Source organism: Streptomyces sp. SID11385, assembly GCF_010548245.1.
Lineage (GTDB): Bacteria > Actinomycetota > Actinomycetes > Streptomycetales > Streptomycetaceae > Streptomyces.
Window position 1 is genome coordinate 1 of the sequence record NZ_JAAGLR010000783.1, and the last position, 18,495, is coordinate 18,495.

At 70.4% G+C, this 18,495-nt stretch carries 16 protein-coding genes and 1 riboswitch; of the genes, 5 read left to right on the plus strand and 11 right to left on the minus strand.

Annotated elements, in window-relative coordinates:
- The 4 genes from G3I42_RS24080 to G3I42_RS24095 all read right to left on the minus strand — a co-directional run.
- A partial coding sequence (locus G3I42_RS24080; protein ID WP_164289217.1) for a glycoside hydrolase family 3 protein occupies window positions 1–1,020 on the minus strand: 1,020 nt, incomplete at its 3' end.
- Window positions 1,021–1,026: 6 nt separating this feature from the next.
- Window positions 1,027–1,857, minus strand: coding sequence for a carbohydrate ABC transporter permease (locus tag G3I42_RS24085; protein WP_164289218.1), 831 nt, complete (start codon window positions 1,855–1,857; stop codon window positions 1,027–1,029).
- Complete coding sequence (locus G3I42_RS24090) at window positions 1,854–2,846, minus strand: sugar ABC transporter permease (RefSeq protein WP_164289221.1); 993 nt, start codon at window positions 2,844–2,846, stop codon at window positions 1,854–1,856. Before G3I42_RS24090 ends, G3I42_RS24085 begins: the two co-directional genes overlap by 4 nt.
- A 234-nt stretch (window positions 2,847–3,080) precedes the next feature.
- Window positions 3,081–4,358 (minus strand): extracellular solute-binding protein, encoded by a 1,278-nt coding sequence (locus G3I42_RS24095; protein WP_164289223.1) that lies wholly within the window; start codon window positions 4,356–4,358, stop codon window positions 3,081–3,083.
- Between the two features lie 379 nt (window positions 4,359–4,737).
- On the opposite strand from G3I42_RS24095, the gene G3I42_RS24100 reads away from it, so the two are divergent.
- The 5 genes from G3I42_RS24100 to G3I42_RS24120 all read left to right on the plus strand — a co-directional run bounded on the left by G3I42_RS24100 (window position 4,738) and on the right by G3I42_RS24120 (window position 11,693).
- Complete coding sequence (locus G3I42_RS24100; RefSeq protein ID WP_164289225.1) at window positions 4,738–5,535, plus strand: GntR family transcriptional regulator; 798 nt, start codon at window positions 4,738–4,740, stop codon at window positions 5,533–5,535.
- A 206-nt stretch (window positions 5,536–5,741) separates the two neighbouring features.
- A complete protein-coding gene (locus G3I42_RS24105; protein WP_164289227.1) occupies window positions 5,742–6,032 on the plus strand; it encodes a DUF3311 domain-containing protein in 291 nt (96 codons plus the stop codon).
- On the plus strand, window positions 6,029–7,657 hold the full coding sequence (locus tag G3I42_RS24110) for a sodium:solute symporter family protein (RefSeq protein WP_164289228.1): 1,629 nt from the start codon (window positions 6,029–6,031) through the stop codon (window positions 7,655–7,657). The genes G3I42_RS24105 and G3I42_RS24110 overlap by 4 nt, the downstream gene beginning before the upstream one ends.
- A 352-nt stretch (window positions 7,658–8,009) precedes the next feature.
- A riboswitch (cobalamin riboswitch) is annotated at window positions 8,010–8,131 on the plus strand.
- 137 nt (window positions 8,132–8,268) lie between these two features.
- Window positions 8,269–10,656: a ribonucleoside-diphosphate reductase subunit alpha gene (locus G3I42_RS24115; protein ID WP_164289230.1), complete on the plus strand. Its 2,388-nt coding sequence runs from the start codon at window positions 8,269–8,271 to the stop codon at window positions 10,654–10,656.
- A complete protein-coding gene (locus G3I42_RS24120; RefSeq protein ID WP_164289232.1) occupies window positions 10,656–11,693 on the plus strand; it encodes a ribonucleotide-diphosphate reductase subunit beta in 1,038 nt (345 codons plus the stop codon). Before G3I42_RS24115 ends, G3I42_RS24120 begins: the two co-directional genes overlap by 1 nt.
- A gap of 83 nt (window positions 11,694–11,776) precedes the next feature.
- Here the strand turns inward: G3I42_RS24120 and G3I42_RS24125 are convergent, their stop codons facing one another.
- The 7 genes from G3I42_RS24125 to G3I42_RS24155 form a co-directional block, all read right to left on the minus strand.
- Window positions 11,777–13,159: a cytochrome P450 gene (locus G3I42_RS24125; RefSeq protein ID WP_164289234.1), complete on the minus strand. Its 1,383-nt coding sequence runs from the start codon at window positions 13,157–13,159 to the stop codon at window positions 11,777–11,779.
- Window positions 13,156–14,217: a multidrug MFS transporter gene (locus tag G3I42_RS24130; RefSeq protein WP_164289236.1), complete on the minus strand. Its 1,062-nt coding sequence runs from the start codon at window positions 14,215–14,217 to the stop codon at window positions 13,156–13,158. Before G3I42_RS24130 ends, G3I42_RS24125 begins: the two co-directional genes overlap by 4 nt.
- Before the next feature lie 492 nt (window positions 14,218–14,709).
- Window positions 14,710–15,342: a peptide deformylase gene (def, locus tag G3I42_RS24135; protein WP_164289238.1), complete on the minus strand. Its 633-nt coding sequence runs from the start codon at window positions 15,340–15,342 to the stop codon at window positions 14,710–14,712.
- A 215-nt stretch (window positions 15,343–15,557) separates the two neighbouring features.
- Window positions 15,558–16,538 (minus strand): hypothetical protein, encoded by a 981-nt coding sequence (locus G3I42_RS24140; RefSeq protein ID WP_164289240.1) that lies wholly within the window; start codon window positions 16,536–16,538, stop codon window positions 15,558–15,560.
- 327 nt (window positions 16,539–16,865) lie between these two features.
- Entirely contained in the window at window positions 16,866–17,186 is a 321-nt protein-coding gene (gene rsrA / locus G3I42_RS24145; RefSeq protein ID WP_164289242.1) for a mycothiol system anti-sigma-R factor, read from the minus strand.
- The gene (locus tag G3I42_RS24150) at window positions 17,183–18,031 is read right to left on the minus strand and encodes a sigma-70 family RNA polymerase sigma factor (RefSeq protein ID WP_164289244.1); all 849 of its coding nucleotides are present in this window, start codon (window positions 18,029–18,031) and stop codon (window positions 17,183–17,185) included. The genes rsrA and G3I42_RS24150 overlap by 4 nt, the downstream gene beginning before the upstream one ends.
- 84 nt (window positions 18,032–18,115) lie before the next feature.
- The coding region (locus G3I42_RS24155; RefSeq protein ID WP_343244646.1) for an alpha/beta family hydrolase at window positions 18,116–18,495 on the minus strand (380 nt) is incomplete at its 5' end.

Below are 18,495 nucleotides of genomic sequence, written 5' to 3' on the forward strand. Positions count from 1 at the left end.
GGCGGCGGTGGTACGGGTCCAGCGGGCCAGCGCGCGGACGCGCTCGGCGGCGTCGGCGAGGCGTTCCTCGGGCAGCGAGCCGTCCCGTACCGCCGCGACGAGCGCGTCGCGCAGGGCGAGGACGATGCCCTCGTCGTGGAGTCCGCCGCCGACGCAGATCGCGTCGGCCCCGGCGGCGATCGCGAGGACGGTGCCGCGCTCGATGCCGTACGTGCCGGCGATCGCGCGCATCTCCATGCCGTCGGTGACGATGAGCCCCTCGTAGCCCAGTTCCTCGCGCAGGAGGCCGGTGAGGATGCGGTGGCTGAGGGTCGCGGGGAGTTCCGCGTCGAGCGCGGGCACGACGATGTGGGCGCTCATGAGGGCGCGGCTGCCGGAGGCGATCGCGGCGCGGAAGGGGGCGAGTTCGCGGGCGCGCAGGGTGGCGGCGTCCGCGTCGATGCGGGGCAGCGCGAGGTGGGAGTCGACGTTGGTGTCGCCGTGGCCGGGGAAGTGCTTGACGCAGGCGATGACGCCGGCGGACTGGAGCCCTTCGACGTAGGCGGCGGTGTGCCGGGCGACGAGGCCCGGGTCGGCGCCGAAGGAGCGGACGCCGATGACGGGGTTGTCCGGGTCGGAGTTGACGTCGGCGGACGGCGCCCAGTTGAAGTGGACCCCGCAGGCGGCGAGGCGGCGGCCGAGTTCGGCGGCGACGGAGCGGGTCAGGGCGGGGTCGTCGACGGCGCCGAGGGCGAGGTTGCCCGGGATGAAGGAGCCGGTGGCGACGTCGAGGCGGGTGACGTCGCCGCCCTCCTCGTCGATCGCGACGAGGATGTCCTCGCGCTCCGCGCGGAGCTGGGCGGTGAGGGCCGCGAGTTGTTCGTCGCCCGCGATGTTGCGGCCGAAGAGGCCGACGGAGGCGAGTCCTTCGCCGATGCGGCGCAGCAGCCAGTCGGGCGCGGTGGTGCCGGCGAAGCCGGGCTGGAGGACGGTGAGGGCGTCGCGGGTGAGGGTGTCGGGGGCGCTGATGAGCGTGGTCATGGGGTGTTATCCCTTCACGGCGCCGTCGGTGAGGCCGGACACGGCCTTGCGCTGGAGGAAGACGAAGAGGATCAGGATCGGCACCGCGAAGAGCGAGGAGGCGGCCATCGTGGCGCCCCAGTCGTCGCCGAAGTTGGTCTGGAAGGAGGAGAGCCAGAGCGGGAGGGTCTGCGCGTCCTTCTCCTTGTTGAGGACCAGGACGAGCGGGAACTCGTTCCACGCGGTGATGAAGCCGAAGAGCGAGGTGGACATGAGCCCTGGCGCGAGGAGCGGCAGGATCACACGGCGGAACGCCTGCGGCCGGGTGCAGCCGTCGACCATCGCGGACTCCTCCAGCTCGACCGGGATCGCGCCGACGAAGCCGCGCAGGGTCAGGAGCGTGAAGGGCAGGATCATCACGAGGTAGAAGAGCGTGAGCGGGACGAGGCTGTTGAGCATGTCCGCGTCGCGCACGATCATGTAGATCGCGATGACCATGACCTCCCAGGGCGCCATCTGGGCGATCATGAAGCCGACGACGAAGCCCTTGCGGCCCTTGAAGCGCATCCGGCTCAGGGCGAAGGCCCCGGCGAGCGCGAGGATCAGGGAGCCGGCGACGGCCAGGATCGTGACGGTGAGCGAGTTGACGACGAGGTGCCAGAAATTCTCGGCGTGCACCGCCGTCTTGAAGTGCTCGAAGGTGAAGTCGGTGGGGAACCAGACGGGCGTCTCGCTGATGATGTCGCCGGTCGGCTTGAAGGCCGTCGAGAACATCCAGTAGACGGGGAAGACGAAGCCGATGAACAGCAGGACCGCGACGACGTTGGGCCACACGCGGCCGAAGAGAGAGCGCTTCACAGCTCGTCCTCCCCTTGCTTCAGAACGATCCGGAGGTAGTACGAGGTCAGGCCGAGCAGGATGAGCAGCGTCAGGAAGGAGATCGCCGCGCCCATGCCGAAGTGCTGGTTGCCCATGCCCTCGATGTAGGCGTAGACGGGCAGGATCTCGGTGAGCCGGTCCGGGCCGCCCTCGTTGAAGGCGAAGACCTGGGCGAACGCCTTGAAGACCCAGATGACTTCGAGGAAGGTCGTGGCGAAGAGGAAGGGCCGCAGGAAGGGGAAGGTCACGTTCCTGAAGGACTTCCAGACCCCGGCGCCGTCGAGCGAGGCGGCCTCGTACAGCTCCTTCGGGATCGTCGTGGTGGCCGCGTAGAGGTTGATCGCCACGAAGGGGATCGACTGCCAGACGATGAGCCAGGTGATCACGAAGAACGTCGAGAACTGGCTGCTCGTCCAGGAGAAGTCGGCCATCGAGTGCCAGCCGAGCTTGTCCAGCACGTAGTTGACGACGCCGAAGCGCTCGGCGAAGAGCCACTGGTAGACGGTCGTCGCGGCGATGACGGGCATCGCCCAGGCGAGGACGAGGCCGATGAGGAGGAAGACGCGCATCCGGCGGCCGAGGCGCGCGAGGAGCAGCCCGATGAGCGAGCCGAGCGCCATGATCAGGATGACGTTGACGCCGGTGAAGAGCACCGAGCGCAGCGTGACGCGCCAGAACTCCGAGCCGCCGAGGACGTCCTGGTAGTTGTGGAAGCCCGTCCACTCGGTCACGCGCTGGATGAACTGGCGCATGTTGAGGTTCTGGAAGGACAGGATCAGGTTCTTGACCAGCGGCCAGCCGAGCAGCACCAGCGTCGCGAGGACGGCGGGCAGCAGCAGGAGGTACGGGGTCAGGGCTCTGCGCCGCGCGGCCCTCGCCGCCGTGCCCGGTCCGGAGCCCGGTCCGCTCCCGGTCTTCACCTTGACCGGCCCCGGGTCCGTGCCCGGGAGTGGGGTCTCCACTGTCATGCTCGCCTTCGCTTTCTGGGCCTGCCGCCCGCGCGCCCGCTCCTGGCGGCCGTCCTGCTCGTACGGGCCTGTCCTGCTCTACGGGTACGGGGCGGGCCGGCGGGGACCGCGGCCCGGGCTCGTACGTACGCGGCGCCGGGCACGGCCTGGACCCGTACGCGGCGGGGCCGGGGGCCGGGGCGGGGAGCACCGTCCGCGCGGTGTCCCCCGCCCGGCTCCCGGCCGGGGTGCTGCTTACTGCTGCTGCGCGAGGCGCTTGTTGAACTCGCCCTCGACCTGCTTGGCCGCGTCCGCCGGGGACTTCCCCTTCAGGACGGCCGTCATGTAGGTCTTGATCGGGTTCGGGGCGTTCTCGACCGGGGCCCACTCCGGGATGAGCGGCGTGGTGCCGCCACCGGCGGCGGCGGGCGCGGCGGCCTGGGCGGCCGGGTTGCCGTCGAGGTTGCTCTCCAGGGAGGTCTTGTTGGGGATGACCCCGCCTTCCTTGGCGAGCTGGCCCTCGAACTTGTCGGAGAGCGCGAGCTTCAGGAACTCCTTGGCGAGGTCCTGCTTCTTGCTGCCCTCGGCGACGGCGAGGTTGGAGCCGCCGAGGAAGACGCCCTCGGGCTTGTCGGCGGTGGCGCCGGGGATCGTGAAGTAACCGATCTCCTTCTCGATCGCCGGGTTCGCCTTGATGGCGATGCCGGCCTCCCAGCCCATGCCGATGAAGGCGCCGGTCTTGCCCTTGGCGAAGACCTCGCCCTGCTGCGGGGTGGCCTCGTCCTTGTCCTTGGGGGCCTTGGAGAGCGCCTGGAACTTCTTGTAGGTCTCCATGGCGGCGGTGACCTTCGGGTCGGCCAGGTTGGAGACGTACTTGTCGCCGTCCTTCTTGACCAGCTCGGCGCCCTCGCCGATGGTGAGGCCGACGAAGTGGTACCAGTTCTGGCCCGGCAGGTAGATCGGCTCGGCCTTGGTCTTCTTGCCGATCTGCTGGAGGTCCTTGTAGAACTCGTCCCGCGTCTTCGGGGTGTCGGTGATCCCCGCGTCCTTCCAGATCTTCTTGTTGTAGAGGACGACGCGGTTGGCGACGTACCACGGAGCGGCGTACTGCTTGCCGTCCACGATCGCCGACTTGTTGATCGACTCGGTCCAGTCGGAGCCGATGGAGGACTTCAGGTCACCGAGGTCGGCCAGGCCGCCGCTCTGGGCGTACGAGGGGGTCTGGGTGTTGCCGACCTCGAAGACGTCCGGCGGGTTCGACTCGGAGAGCGAGGTGGTCAGCTTCTGCTGGATGCCGTTCCACTGCTGGATCTCGAACTTGACCTTGGCCTTGGTCTTCTTCTCGAAGGCGGCGGTGAGGTCCTTCTGCCACTGGTCGGGCGCCGAGCCGTCCATGACCCAGACCGTCAGGGTCTGGCCCTTGTAGCCGTCCTTGCCCGACGCCTTCGACGACGAGTCGTCGTCCGAGCCACACGCCGCGACCGAACCGATCATCACGACAGCGCCGATCGCCGCTATGAGCTTGCGCTTCACGCCACCCTCCTCAGGGATTCCAGCAACCCCCCACCCACAGCGACGGCACACGAAAGGCAGCACTCGCGGGACTGGGACCTGGTCGTTAATGGTGTAGACCAGTACCCCGGAGCTTGGCCTAGACCTTTAGGGGTGTCAAGGGTGTATAAGAGGGGCTGTCCGCTCCGTTATCGGACCGGTACCTGAACTCCGTGCGTCAAGCGGGCGGACGGGGGCAGACGGACCCGGCCCCCTGCGCCCGGGCGGCCGTGCCACGATGGGCGGCGCCAACAGCACCACCGCACGAACACCACCGCACCACAAGCGGTACGGCACCACAAGCACCCAGGAGCGGCCGGTCCCCACGACGGCCGCCGAGCCGGAGAGGCGAGCGCGAAGAATGGGCACCGACGGGGGCAGGACGCGATCCGGCCCGGACACCAAGGCCGCCGCGACCAAGGCCGGCACGGCCCCTTCGGCACCCGCGCGCACCGCCCGGGTGCCGAAGTACTACCACCTCAAACGCCACCTCCAGGACATGACCCGCACCCTGCCCCCCGGCAGCCCGGTGCCCCCCGAACGCGCGCTCGCCGCCGAGTTCGACACCTCCCGCACGACCGTGCGCCAGGCGCTCCAGGAACTCGTCGTCGAAGGCCGGCTCGAACGCATCCAGGGCAAGGGCACCTTCGTCGCGAAGCCGAAGGTCTCCCAGACGCTGCAACTGACCTCGTACACCGAGGACATGCGCGCCCAGGGCCTGGAACCGACCTCCCAGCTCCTGGACATCGGCTACGTCACCGCCGACGAACGCCTCGCCGGGCTGCTCGACATCGACACGGGCGGCAGGGTGCTGCGCATCGAGCGGCTGCGCCTCGCGAGCGGCGAGCCGATGGCGATCGAGACGACGCACCTGGCGGCCAAGCGCTTCCCCGCGCTGCGCCGCTCCCTCGTCAAGTACACGTCCCTCTACACGGCGCTCGCCGAGGTCTACGACGTGCGGCTCGCCGAGGCCGAGGAGACCATCGAGACCTCGCTCGCCACGCCGCGCGAGGCGTCGCTGCTCGGCACGGACGTCGGCCTGCCGATGCTGCTGCTCTCGCGCCACTCGGTGGACGGGCGCGGGGAACCGGTGGAGTGGGTGCGCTCCGTCTACCGCGGCGACCGTTACAAGTTCGTGGCCAACCTGCGCCGCCCGTAACTCCCGTTACCTCCCGAAGGACAAAAACCCCCGCCCGCGCACACCCCCGGACACCCCGGGCGCGGGCGACCGCCCGAACGCGTCCGCTATGCGGTACAGGGGTGTTGCCTGGCCGGTAACTGCCCTACATTTCCGCCGTCGCGTCGCGTGCGGCGACGCGTGCCCGCGCACACCGAGGTGCGCGGGGAGACGAGGGGAGCCGGAACATGGCGCAGGAAGCGGGAACGACGGCCGAGCCGGGGGGAGGTGGCGGGACGCTGCCGGTCGTGACCCCTTTGCGGATCGTGGTCGGGCTCTGTCTCGTCGCGCCTTTCGTGGCGATGCTGTGGGTGGGTTCGTACGCGAAGATCGACCCGACGTTCATCGGGATTCCGTTCTTCTACTGGTACCAGATGCTCTGGGTCTTCATCTCCAGCGGACTGACCTTCCTCGCCTACAAGTTGTGGCAGCACGACCAGCGCGTGCGACGCGCCGCGCGGGGCGGTGAGGTCAAGTGAAGGACGGCGTCAACGGGATCGCGCTCGCGGTCTTCATCTTCTTCTTCCTCGTCGTCACCGTCATGGGCTTCCTCGCGGCGCGCTGGCGGCGCTCCGGCGTGGAGAGCCTGGACGAATGGGGCCTCGGCGGGCGCTCGTTCGGTACCTGGGTGACCTGGTTCCTGCTCGGCGGCGACCTGTACACCGCCTACACCTTCGTGGCGGTGCCCGCGGCGATCTACGCGGGCGGCGCGGCCGGCTTCTACGCCGTGCCGTACACGATCCTCGTCTACCCGCTCATCTTCACCTTCCTGCCCCGCCTGTGGTCGGTCTCGCACCGGCACGGGTACGTGACGACCTCGGACTTCGTCCGGGGCCGCTTCGGCTCGAAGGGGCTCTCGCTCGCGGTCGCGCTCACCGGCATCCTCGCCACGATGCCGTACATCGCGCTGCAACTCGTCGGCATCCAGGCGGTCCTGGACGTCATGGGCGTGGGCGGCGGCGACGACACGAACTGGTTTGTCAAGGACCTGCCACTTCTGATCGCTTTCGCCGTACTCGCCGCGTACACGTACTCCTCCGGACTGCGGGCCCCGGCGCTGATCGCCTTTGTCAAGGACGGGCTGATCTACCTCGTCATCGCGGTCGCGATCATCTACATCCCGATCAAACTCGGTGGATTCGACGACATCTTCGCGAAGGCCGGCGACGCGCTCTCGCAGAAGAACCCGGCGACGGGCCAGCCGAAGGGCGCCCTCGCACCGGGCGAGGCGGGCCAGTGGGGGTACGCGACGCTCGCGCTCGGCTCGGCGCTCGCGCTCTTCATGTACCCGCACTCGGTGACGGCGACGCTCTCCTCCAGCAAGCGGAACGTGATCCGGCGCAACACCACGATCCTGCCGCTGTACTCGCTCATGCTGGGGCTGCTCGCGCTCCTCGGCTTCATGGCGATCGCGAGCGGCGTCAAGGTGAGCAACGGGCAGCTCGCGATCCCGCAGCTCTTCGAGAACATGTTCCCGGACTGGTTCGCCGGAGTGGCTTTCGCCGCGATCGGCATCGGCGCGCTCGTCCCGGCGGCGATCATGTCGATCGCCGCGGCGAACCTCTTCACGCGCAACATCTACAAGGACTTCCTGAAGCCGGACGCGACCCCGGCGCAGGAGGCGAGGATCTCCAAGCTCGTCTCGCTGCTCGTGAAGGTCGGCGCGCTGATCTTCGTGCTCGGCATGGACAAGACCGTCGCGATCAACTTCCAGCTCCTCGGCGGCATCTGGATTCTCCAGACGCTCCCCGCGCTCGTCGGCGGCCTCTTCACGCGGTGGTTCCACCGCTGGGCGCTGCTCGCCGGCTGGGCGGTCGGGATGGCGTACGGGACCTGGGCGGCCTGGTCGACGTCCTCGCCGACGCAGGATCACTTCGGGGGCTCCTCGAAGGAGATCCCGGGGCTGGGCGAGATCGGGTACATCGGGATGACGGCGATCGTCCTGAACGTCGTGGTCACCGTCGTGCTCACGTTCGTCCTGCGGGCCTTCAAGGCACCGGACGGCGTGGACGAGACCCAGCCGTCGGACTACGTGGCGGACGCGGGCGATCCCGGCGTGAAGCAGGAGTTGCCGCCGGCGGTGCCGGAGACCGCGGGGCACTGACATCCGGGGCGGGGCCTCACGGGGCTCCGCCCCGGACCCCGCTCCCGAACCCGCCGGAGGGGCTGCGCGACGCAGCCCCTCCGGCGTTTGCGCATGCCCTGATGCCCCCTCACTGACAGCGACCGGAATCCGAACACGCGCGCCACTCGCTCCCCCCGGTAAAAACTCCGTACCACCCCGCTTGTGGAGTCCCCTCAAGCCATACGATCGACGCCGCCGCCCCCACCGCCCCCCGTCACCCCACCGGGCACAGGGGACCTTGTCGGCACCCCACAACCGTTGACCCGCATGTAACAGTCCCCACCCCCGACACAACATCTGGGGCCTCCTTTCCCGCCCGCCCCCCAGATGTATGCTCTTCCTCGCTGTCGGCAGGGGAATCCGGTGCGAGTCCGGGACTGTCCCGCAACGGTGTGCGACACGCCACGGGGCGTGTCGCGAGTCCGATGACCTGCCGAAAGCGCGCCGCCGCCCCGCCCGGGCACGGCGCCAGACGTCCGGGCCCCGCGGAAAGGGCCGGGGACGTGACGCGGTGTGCCCGAAAGTGCTGCCGTCGTCCCGTCGCCGCCCCGCACCCGAGGCCCCCAGCCGAGCGAGGGAGAGCCACCCCAGTGACCATCGCGCCAGCAGATCCCGCCTCATCGGTCGCGGCCGAGCAGGACCTTCCCGGGACCGCCCTGTTGCGGACCCTCACGGAACTCACCGCCGATCTCCCCGACACCGACCCCGGCCGGGTCGCCGCCGCCGCCCTGCGCGGCCGCAGCGCCCACGCCGACGAGGCGGAGCTGCGCGAGCTGGCCACCGAGGCCGCCGCCGGGCTCATCTCCGAGGACCCCGCCTACTCCCGGCTCGCGGCCCGCCTGCTGGCCCTCGCGATCGCCGAGGAGGCCGCCGGGCAGGGCGCGAGCGGCTTCGCGGCCTCCGTCGCCGTGGGCCACCGCGAGGGCCTGATCGGCGACCGCACGGCGGAGTTCGTCGCCGCGCACGCCGCCCGCCTGGACGCGCTCGTCGACACCGAGGGCGACGACCGCTTCGGCTACTTCGGCCTGCGCACCCTCTACAGCCGCTACCTGCTGCGGCACCCGATCACGCGCAAGGTCGTCGAGACCCCGCAGTTCTTCCTGCTGCGCGTCGCCGCCGGGCTCGCCGCCGACGACAGCCTCCCGGCCGTCGAGGAGGTCGCGAGCCTGTACCGGCTCATGAGCCGCCTGGACTACCTGCCCTCCTCGCCGACGCTCTTCAACTCCGGTACGCGGCACCCGCAGATGTCCTCGTGCTACCTCCTCGACTCGCCGAAGGACGAGCTGGACTCGATCTACGAGCGCTACCTCCAGGTCGCGCGGCTCTCCAAGCACGCGGGCGGCATCGGCATCGCCTACTCCCGCATCCGCTCGCGCGGTTCGCTGATCCGGGGCACCAACGGGCACTCGAACGGCATCGTCCCCTTCCTCAAGACGCTCGACTCCTCCGTCGCCGCCGTCAACCAGGGCGGGCGCCGCAAGGGCGCCGCCGCCGTCTACCTGGAGACGTGGCACTCCGACATCGAGGAGTTCCTGGAGCTGCGCGACAACACGGGCGAGGACCAGCGCCGCACCCACCACCTCAACCTCGCGCACTGGATTCCCGACGAGTTCATGCGCCGCGTCGCCGCCGACGCCGACTGGTCGCTCTTCTCGCCGGCCGACGTGCCCGAGCTGACCGACCAGTGGGGCGAGGAGTTCGAGGCCACGTACCGCGCCGCCGAGGCGAAGGGCCTGGCCCGCAAGACGATCCCGGCGCGCGAGCTGTACGGCCGCATGATGCGTACCCTCGCGCAGACCGGCCAGGGCTGGATGACCTTCAAGGACCACTCCAACCGCACCGCGAACCAGACCGCCGAGCCCGGCAGCGTCGTCCACTCCTCGAACCTGTGCACCGAGATCATCGAGGTCACCGACGACGGCGAGACCGCCGTGTGCAACCTCGGCTCGATCAACCTCGGCGCGTTCGTCGAGAACGGCACGATCGACTGGGAGCGCCTGGACGAGACCGTCCGCACGGCCGTCACCTTCCTCGACCGCGTCGTGGACATCAACTTCTACCCGACCGAACAGTCCGCCGCCTCCAACGCCCGCTGGCGCCCCGTGGGCCTGGGCGCGATGGGCCTCCAGGACGTCTTCTTCAAGCTGCGGCTGCCCTTCGACTCGGCCGAGGCGAAGGCCGTCTCGACCCGTATCGCCGAGCGCATCATGCTCGCCGCCTACGAGGCGTCCGCTGACCTCGCCGAGAAGCACGGCCCGGTCCCCGCCTGGGAGAAGACCCGCACGGCGCGCGGCGTCCTGCACCCCGACCACTACGACGTGGAGCGGACCTGGCCCGAGCGGTGGGAGGCGCTGCGCGCCCGTATCGCCCAGAGCGGCATGCGCAACTCGCTGCTCCTCGCGATCGCGCCGACCGCGACGATCGCCTCGATCGCCGGCGTCTACGAGTGCGTCGAGCCGCAGGTCTCCAACCTCTTCAAGCGCGAGACGCTCAGCGGTGAGTTCCTCCAGGTCAACGGCTACCTCGTCGAGGACCTGAAGAAGCTCGGCGTGTGGGACGCGCGCACCCGTGAGGCGCTGCGCGAGGCGAACGGCTCGGTCCAGGGCTTCAACTGGATTCCCGAGGAGGTCCGCGCGCTGTACCGCACGGCGTGGGAGCTTCCGCAGCGCGGCCTCATCGACATGGCCGCCGAGCGCACCGCCTTCCTCGACCAGAGCCAGTCGCTCAACCTGTTCATGGAGACGCCGACGATCGGCAAGCTCTCCTCGATGTACGCGCACGCCTGGAACAAGGGCCTGAAGACGACGTACTACCTGCGCTCGCGTCCCGCGACGCGCATCGCGCGCGCGGCCGGTGCCTCGGCCGCCGCCGCCGCACCCATCCCGGAGCAGGCCACGCCCGCCGCGCCGAGCGTCGCGGACGCCGAGGCGATCGCCTGCTCCCTGGAGAACCCCGAGTCCTGCGAGGCCTGCCAGTAATGTCCGAATCCACCCTTCCCGAGCAGAAGAAGCGCAACCAGAACCTCCTGGACCCCGGCTTCGAGCTGACCCTGCGCCCCATGCGCTACCCGGACTTCTACGAGCGCTACCGGGACGCGATCAAGAACACGTGGACCGTCGAGGAGGTCGACCTCCACTCGGACGTCTCCGACCTCGCGAAGCTCACGCCCGGTGAGCAGCACCTCATCGGCCGTCTGGTCGCGTTCTTCGCGACGGGCGACTCGATCGTTTCGAACAACCTGGTGCTGACGCTGTACAAGCACATCAACTCCCCGGAGGCGCGGCTCTACCTGAGCCGGCAGCTCTTCGAGGAGGCCGTGCACGTGCAGTTCTACCTGACGCTGCTCGACACGTACCTGCCCGACCCGGACGACCGCGCGGCCGCGTTCGCCGCCGTGGAGAACATCCCGTCCATCCGCGCGAAGGCCGAGTTCTGCTTCAAGTGGATCGACGAGGTCGAGAAGATCGACCGCCTGGAGTCGCAGTCCGACCGGCGGCGGTTCCTGCTCAACCTGATCTGCTTCGCGGCGTGCATCGAGGGCCTCTTCTTCTACGGCGCCTTCGCCTACGTGTACTGGTTCCGCTCGCGCGGCCTGCTGCACGGTCTCGCGACGGGCACCAACTGGGTCTTCCGCGACGAGACGATGCACATGAGTTTCGCCTTCGACGTCGTCGACACGGTCCGCAAGGAGGAGCCGGAGCTCTTCGACGACAAGCTGGAGGCCGAGGTCAAGGAGATGCTCGCCGGGGCGGTCGACGCGGAACTCCAGTTCGCGCGCGACCTGTGCGGTGACGGCCTGCCCGGCATGAACACCGAGTCGATGCGCGAGTACCTCCAGTGCGTCGCCGACCAGCGCCTCGTGCGCCTCGGCTTCTCGCCGGTGTACGGCTCCAGCAACCCCTTCTCCTTCATGGAGCTCCAGGGTGTGCAGGAGCTGACGAACTTCTTCGAGCGGCGGCCCTCGGCCTACCAGGTCGCGGTCGAGGGTTCGGTCTCCTTCGACGACGACTTCTAGGTCGCAGGCGGTGTAGGCGCCGATCTTCCCCGAGGGGGCCGGGTTCCGTACGGGACCCGGCCCCCTTTGGCGTGCCCGGGGTCTCAGGCGCGCCGGACGCGGAGCACGGTGGCGCGGGGCTGGAGCGTGATGCCGATGCGCGGGCGCGGGTCGGTGCGCCCGGGGACGGTCTCGACGTGCCAGTCGCGGACGGTGTTGGCGAGGACGAGGGCGAGTTCGGTGAGGCTGTAGATGTCGCCGGGGCATTTGCGGTTGCCGATGCCGAAGGGGATGAAGGCGTGCCGGGGAATGCCGGCGGCGCGTTCGGGGAGCCAGCGGTCGGGGTCGAAGCGGTGCGGTTCGGGGAAGGACCTCGCATCGTGCTGGAGGGCCCAGGGGCTGTAGAGCACGTCGGTCCCCGCGGGGACGCGATAGCCGCCGAGTTCGGTGTCGTTCGCGGCCCTGCGGGTGAATATCCATGCCGCCGGGCGTATCCGCATGGATTCGCTGACAAGATTCCGGGTGAGGGCGAGTTTCGGAAGATCCTCGAAATCGACGGGGCGGTCCGGCGCGACCGATTCCACCTCCGCGCGCAAGGCGCGTTCCCAGTCGGGGTGCTGGGCGAGGAGGTGAAAGGTCCAGGCGAGTGTCGCTGCGACATTTTCGGCCGCCGCGACGACTAGGGATACGACGTTGTCGTGAATCTCCTCGTCGGGCAGTGGGGCGCCGTTCTCGTCGGTGGCGTGAAGGAGTACGGAGAGCAGGTCGTCGTCGGGCGCGGGTTCGCCGGAATCGTTCGCGCGCGCCTCGCTCACCAACTGGCGCACAAGGGTGTGCAGTTCCGCGAGGGCCGCGTTGAAGCGGCGATTGGCGGGGGTCGGCAGGCGGTGCAGCGGCCCGAAGGAGAGGATCATCCGCTGGTAGAGGCCGCCGAAGACGGTGTGCAGGGCGTGCGCGATCCGGTCGGCGAGTTCGGTGCCGCTCGCGTCGACCTCCAGCAGGGAGCGGGAGACGATCCGGACGCCGGTACGGAACATCTCCGCGCCGACGTCGGTGATCTCGCCGTCGCGCCACGACGTCGAGGTCCGTACCGCCTCCTCGGTCATCACGCGCGCGTAGGAGGCGATCCGCTCGGGGCGGAAGGCGGGCTGGATGGTGCGGCGCTGGCGGCGGTGGCGGGGGCCGTTGCTCGTCGCCACCCCCTTGCCGAGCAGGATCTCCAGGGTGTCCCAGAGCGGTCCGCCGACGGTGAACTCGGGGCGGGTCAGGAGGGTGCCGACGAGGTCGGGGGCGCAGACGGCGAGGACCTGTTTGGGCCCGAGCGCGATCCGTACGATCTCGCCGTGCGCGCGGAGCCCTTCGAGGAAGGCGAGCGGGCCGCGGGCGAGGGCGGGGGCGTGGCCGAGGAGCGGGAGGCCTCCGGCGGCGAGCGGTGCGGGGCGCGGGGTGCCCTCGGGGGGCGCGGTGGGGGGCGTACGCGGGCTCATACGGTGCCCTCCTCTTCGTGCGGGCCGCGCTGGCGGCCGACCCGGGGGGTGTCGGCGGGGCGCACGGCGGGGGTGGTGCGCGCCGGTGCGTTCTCCTGGAGGTACGGGGGGCAGGCGGGGTCCTCCCATTGCTCGACGCGATAACGCCCGGATTCGTGATGGAACCAGTAGACGGACGGGAACCAGTTCCGCATGTTGTCGGTGCAGGACAGCAGAACGGCCCGAATCCGCTCTCTCTCCCTTTCGCCCCCTTCCCCCTCCCCTTCGCTTTCGGGCCCGGTGAGGGAATGCGCGAGTGCGCGCAATTCCTTTTCCGCTTCAAGGAATGCGGTGACGCGTCCCGCGACTTTCTCGCGCACGACGGAGACGGCTTCCGCGAGTTCCATTCCCTCGTGCCTGATGAGGCTTATCCCGAGGTTGTGCAGCTCGTCCCCCGCTATTTCCTTCGGCAGCGAGCAGAGGTCGTTGTACCAGGCGGCGAAATCCTGGCAGGCGAGCCCGGCGGTGCGGTACGCGGTGCTTTCCCGCACGGAGGCGGGGAGTTCGGCGCCGGCGACGGCTTCGAGGAGGTCGAGCCAGAGTTCGTGCGCGAAGGTGAGGCGCCGCAGTTCCAGGTAGGCGGCGACGGTGGGGACGGTACGGCTCAGGCGGTTGCGGAACTCCTGGTCGTAGGCGTCGATGACGGGGCCCATGTGACGGGCGAAACGGCCGCGCCACGTGAGGGGCATGGGCTCGCCCATGCGCAGCAGGCAGTCGGCGAAGGCCGCCACCAGCGGCTCCTCGTGGTGCAGATGGGCACCGGGATCGCGCAGCGCGGCGTGCAGGTCCGCGCACAGGGCGCGCCAGGAGGCGGTGCGGGCGTGGGCGACGTCCCGGTCGTGCCGGTCGTCCCAGGCGAAGAACCAGCTGCTGAAGTCGGCGATGGCGCCGAGCATCGCGTCCGAGGCGCCGAGGTAGTAGCCGGCGACGAGATCGGTGTAGCGCAGCTCGTCGGCGAGGGCCTCGGCGGCCGCGGGGGCCATGAGGCGTTTCTCCTGGAGCCAGAGCTTCGACTTCACCTGAAGCTTTGGCCAATAATTGTGCAGCCGACGGGTGAAATCCCTTTCGACTACCGGGAGTTGCAGCGCGGGCGGCACGGACACCGGCCTGGCGGCGGTGGCCCGGGTGGAGAAAGCAGGCACGAGCGAACCCCTTTCGGGAGCCGGACGCGCGCTCACCGGGCCCCGTCTCCCGGCGGGCGCCGCGTCACAAATCGACAGCGCATTCCATTCAGCCCTATGAAGTGGCGAGAAGGGAATGGATACCGTCGAGGAATCGCTCAGGTGTGCCGACAACCGGCCCGTTTTTGTCCGGAATCCGATCGTCTGTGGTCGTCATATCGCAAGCGAATATGCCCCGCCGCCCGTCCTGGGGCGGACGGGCGGCGGGAGACGCCTGGGGTCCTGCCGCGCACCTCGTACAACCGCCGGGCGCACGCGCGGGCGCACGAGTGCGGGGGGAGCGCAGCCGTGGGCAGAGGTACGGCGCTGGGTCGCCGGAAGGCCCGGGGCTCAGTCGTTGGGGACGGTCGCGTAGCGCGGGGTGCCCTCGGCCATCTGCTTCAGCGCGTCCTTGCGGTCCCGCTTGGAGAGGCGGTCCAGGTAGAGGTAGCCGTAGAGGTGGTCGGTCTCGTGCTGGAGGCAGCGCGCGAAGTACCCGGTGCCGCGCACCTTGATCGCGTTGCCGTGCTCGTCCTGGCCGGTGACCTCGGCGTACTCGGTCCTGGGGGTGGCCGCGTAGGCGCCGGGGACGGAGAGGCAGCCCTCGTTGGAGTCGTCGAGGGTACGCAGCTCGGCGGGCAGGTCGCGCAGCTTCGGGTTGCACACGACACCGACGTGCCGCGTGCCCTGGTCGTCCTGGCAGTCGTAGACGAAGACCTTGAGGCCCACACCGACCTGGTTCGCGGCGAGCCCCACGCCCTCGGCGGCGCGCTGGCTCGCGAACATGTCGTCCACGAGCTTGGCCAGCTCGGGCCCGAACTCGGTGACGTCCGCGCACTCCTTGTGCAGCACGGGGTTCCCGACGACGGTGATCGGCAGCGCCGCACCGCGCTCCCGGTAGGCGCTCTCCCGCTCCTCGGTGTCGGCCGTGTCGATCACGTAGCCCTCGTCGTCGACGGGGAGGCCGGTCGTCTGCTGCGCCATCTTCTCCGGAGTGTCCTTTCAGGCAGCCGGCCAACCGACCAGCAGGATGTGCCGATCCACCCTACAGGGACCGAAATCCGCGAAGCCGCGGCCCCGAAACCCACCCCAGCCCAGACAGTCAGCCCCTGCCGGGGGTGCCTCCCGGCCGAAGGCTGGGGGAGTTCGAGGAGCGGGGTCCGGGGCGGAGCCCCGGGAGGCCCGCCCCGCCGGCGGCTTCAGCAGACCTCCTCCAGGTCCCGCCAGCCCCTCGCCTCCGGCCGGTCGGCCACCCACGTATCGAGAATCCCCCGCACCAGATCGGCCGGCGCAGCAACTCCGCACTCCCGCTCCGTCACCCACCGCCCCCCGGCGGTCGCGTGCCCGAGCGGCCCGGGCGCCCCCGGCTCGCTGTGGTCGTGCGGGTCGGCCCGTTCCCCGTCCCCCGCGTCGCTCTCCATCCGGCTCTCGGAGCAGCTGCGGCACAGCAGCCGCACCGAGGAGGTCCAGTCCTCCGCCGCGTAGCCCGCGTCCGAGGCGAGCTTTTCGAGGGCGTCGCGGTCGTCCTCGGTGGCGGCGTCGAGCAGGACGACCCACGTCGGCACGGGCGAGGGCGCCCACAGCTCGATCTCGTCGAAGACGGGGAAGGACTGCCCCTCGGGCGTGATCCGCTCCCCGTGCGGCACCCCGTCGTGCAGGACGACCTCGCCCCAGCGCCGCCCGGAGGAGGGCAGCGGCACCGACAGGACCTCGACGCGCGCCGGATCGACGCGCCTGCCCCACACCACCTCCGCCTCGCCCTCGGGCGAGAGGCGCACCGCGGCGCTGCCGAGGGCCATCCCGGTGGGCGGCTCGGAGGGGGCCGTGCCGTCGGGGAGCCGCAGCCCGTACGCCTGCCAGGCCCGCCGGGCGAGCGGCCAGTCCTGGAGCGCGGTCGCCGCGATCCCCACGTTCCACCAGTCGGGAGCCCCGGCCGAGCGGTCGAGGAGGGCCACCGCGCGCAGCCCGGTGGTGCGCGCGGCCTCCCAGTCGTGCCGGAACTTGTGGAGCAGGGCGAGGTTGAACCAGGACTCCGAGAGCCACGGCTCCAGGTCCGCGGCGCGCGTGAGCAGCGCCCCCGCGTCCTCGTACCTGCCGTCGCCGATGAGGGTGAACGCGCGATCGGTGGCCTGCCGCCAGGAGGCGGAGGGCCGGTGCCGTCCCTTGCCGAAGATCCTCACGATTCCCGCCTGCATCCCCGCTGCCGTCGATGGAGGGGCCGCGGCCCGCTGTCCCGCCGTACGGGCCTGGTGGCCGCGCCGACGCCGGGCGAGCCGGGCACGTCGCACCCCCGGCTCCCGCTCTCGCATCCAACCACGGACCTCCGGGCGCCCGCTCATTACCCATGGGTTACCCCGTCCGGACGCATCCAGACCTGGCCCTGGGGCCGGGGCGCGGGGCCCGTGTCCCTCGTACGGGTGAAGGAGGGTACGTACGGTGATGAGCCGGGCACGCCGGAGGCCGCGCCCCTCGCGGGACGCGGCCTCCGTACACGTTCGGGCGGGCGCTCAGCTCTCCCGTACGGCGCTCTCCACCGCGTCGGGCAGCGAGATGTCGTCGTCGGGCACCGCCTGGCCGGAGCGGATCAGCTCGATCCGCCCCATCACCTTGGCGCGCAGGTCGGACGGGACGTCGTCCTGTCCGCAGCAGCGCTTGACGAGCTTCTTCACCGCCTGTTCGAGGCCGTACTTCTCCAGGCAGGGGTTGCACTCCTGGAAGTGGTCCTCGTACTTGACGCACTCCGCGTCCGGCAGCTCATGGTCCAGGACCTCGTAGAGGTGGTCGAGGACCTCGCTGCAATCCGTCTCGTGCGGCTCTCCGCAGCTCATGAGCCCGAGCCTTTCGCCTCGTCCGGCCCACCCACGCCCGCGGGGACGAGCCCGCGCTCGCGGGCGTAGTCCTCCAGCATGCCGCGCAGCTGGCGGCGGCCGCGGTGCAGCCGGGACATCACCGTACCGATGGGTGTCCCCATGATGTCCGCGATCTCCTTGTAGGCAAAGCCCTCGACGTCCGCGAGATAGACCGCGATGCGGAATTCCTCGGGGATCGCCTGGAGCGCGGACTTGACGTCCGAGTCCGGCAGGTGGTCCAAGGCCTGCGACTCGGCGGAGCGCAGACCGGTGGACATGTGCGACTCGGCACGCGCGAGCTGCCAGTCCTCGATCTCCTCGGCCGCGCTGCGCTGGGGTTCGCGCTGCTTCTTGCGGTACGAGTTGATGAACGTGTTCGTGAGGATCCGGTACAGCCACGCCTTGAGATTGGTGCCTTCGCGGAACTGGTGGAAGGAGCCGTACGCCTTCGCGTAGGTCTCCTGCACCAGGTCCTCGGCGTCGGCCGGGTTGCGCGTCATGCGCAGCGCGGCCGAGTACATCTGGTCGAGGTACGTGAGGGCGTCCCGCTCGAAGCGGGCGCTGCGTTCGGCCGCGCTCTCCTCGGAACGCGTCCCCGCCTCGTCCTCTCCCGCGTCGGTCCCAGTGACCCGACCCACCTCCTCCGACACCGTGCCGGCGTCCGCGAAGGTGCGGGCGCCCGCCTCGGAGAATAGACGACCGGGGGCCTCGGGGGCCTTCGGGTCGGCTCCGGCCACGCCGCCGTTCCGGGTGGTGCGCGCCGCGTGCAGAACGGACCAGTCCAGTTCTGTGACGCTGCGGCTGGGGCAGATCGTCGCTCCCATGCGGGGCCTCTTCCTTTCGTACGCCGGAGGTTCCGGTACGGCTGACACAACACCAGGGCCGCGCGACGCATTCCCGCGCCCCGTTCAGCCCCGCGCGCGCAGCCAGTCCCGGACCGCCGCTGTGAGGAGACTCACCGCCTCGTCCTGCCCGAGGGGGGCCTTCTTCGGCAGGTGGAAGGAGTGGTCCGCGTACGGGACCTCGGCGAGGTCGTAGGGGCCAGGAGGGAACTCGGCGGGCTTGCCGAAGGGGTCGTTGCCGCCCTGTACGACGAGCGTGGGCAGCCCGCTGCCGAGCAGCTCTCCGGCGCGGCTCTTCTCCGGCTTCCCCGGCGGGTGCAGGGGGAAGGAGAGGGCGAGGACGGCGACGGCGCCGAGGTCCCCGGCGGTACGGCAGGCGACGCGCGCCCCGGCGGAGCGGCCGCCCGCGACGACGGGGAGGCCGGGCGCGGCGAGCGCGGGCCACA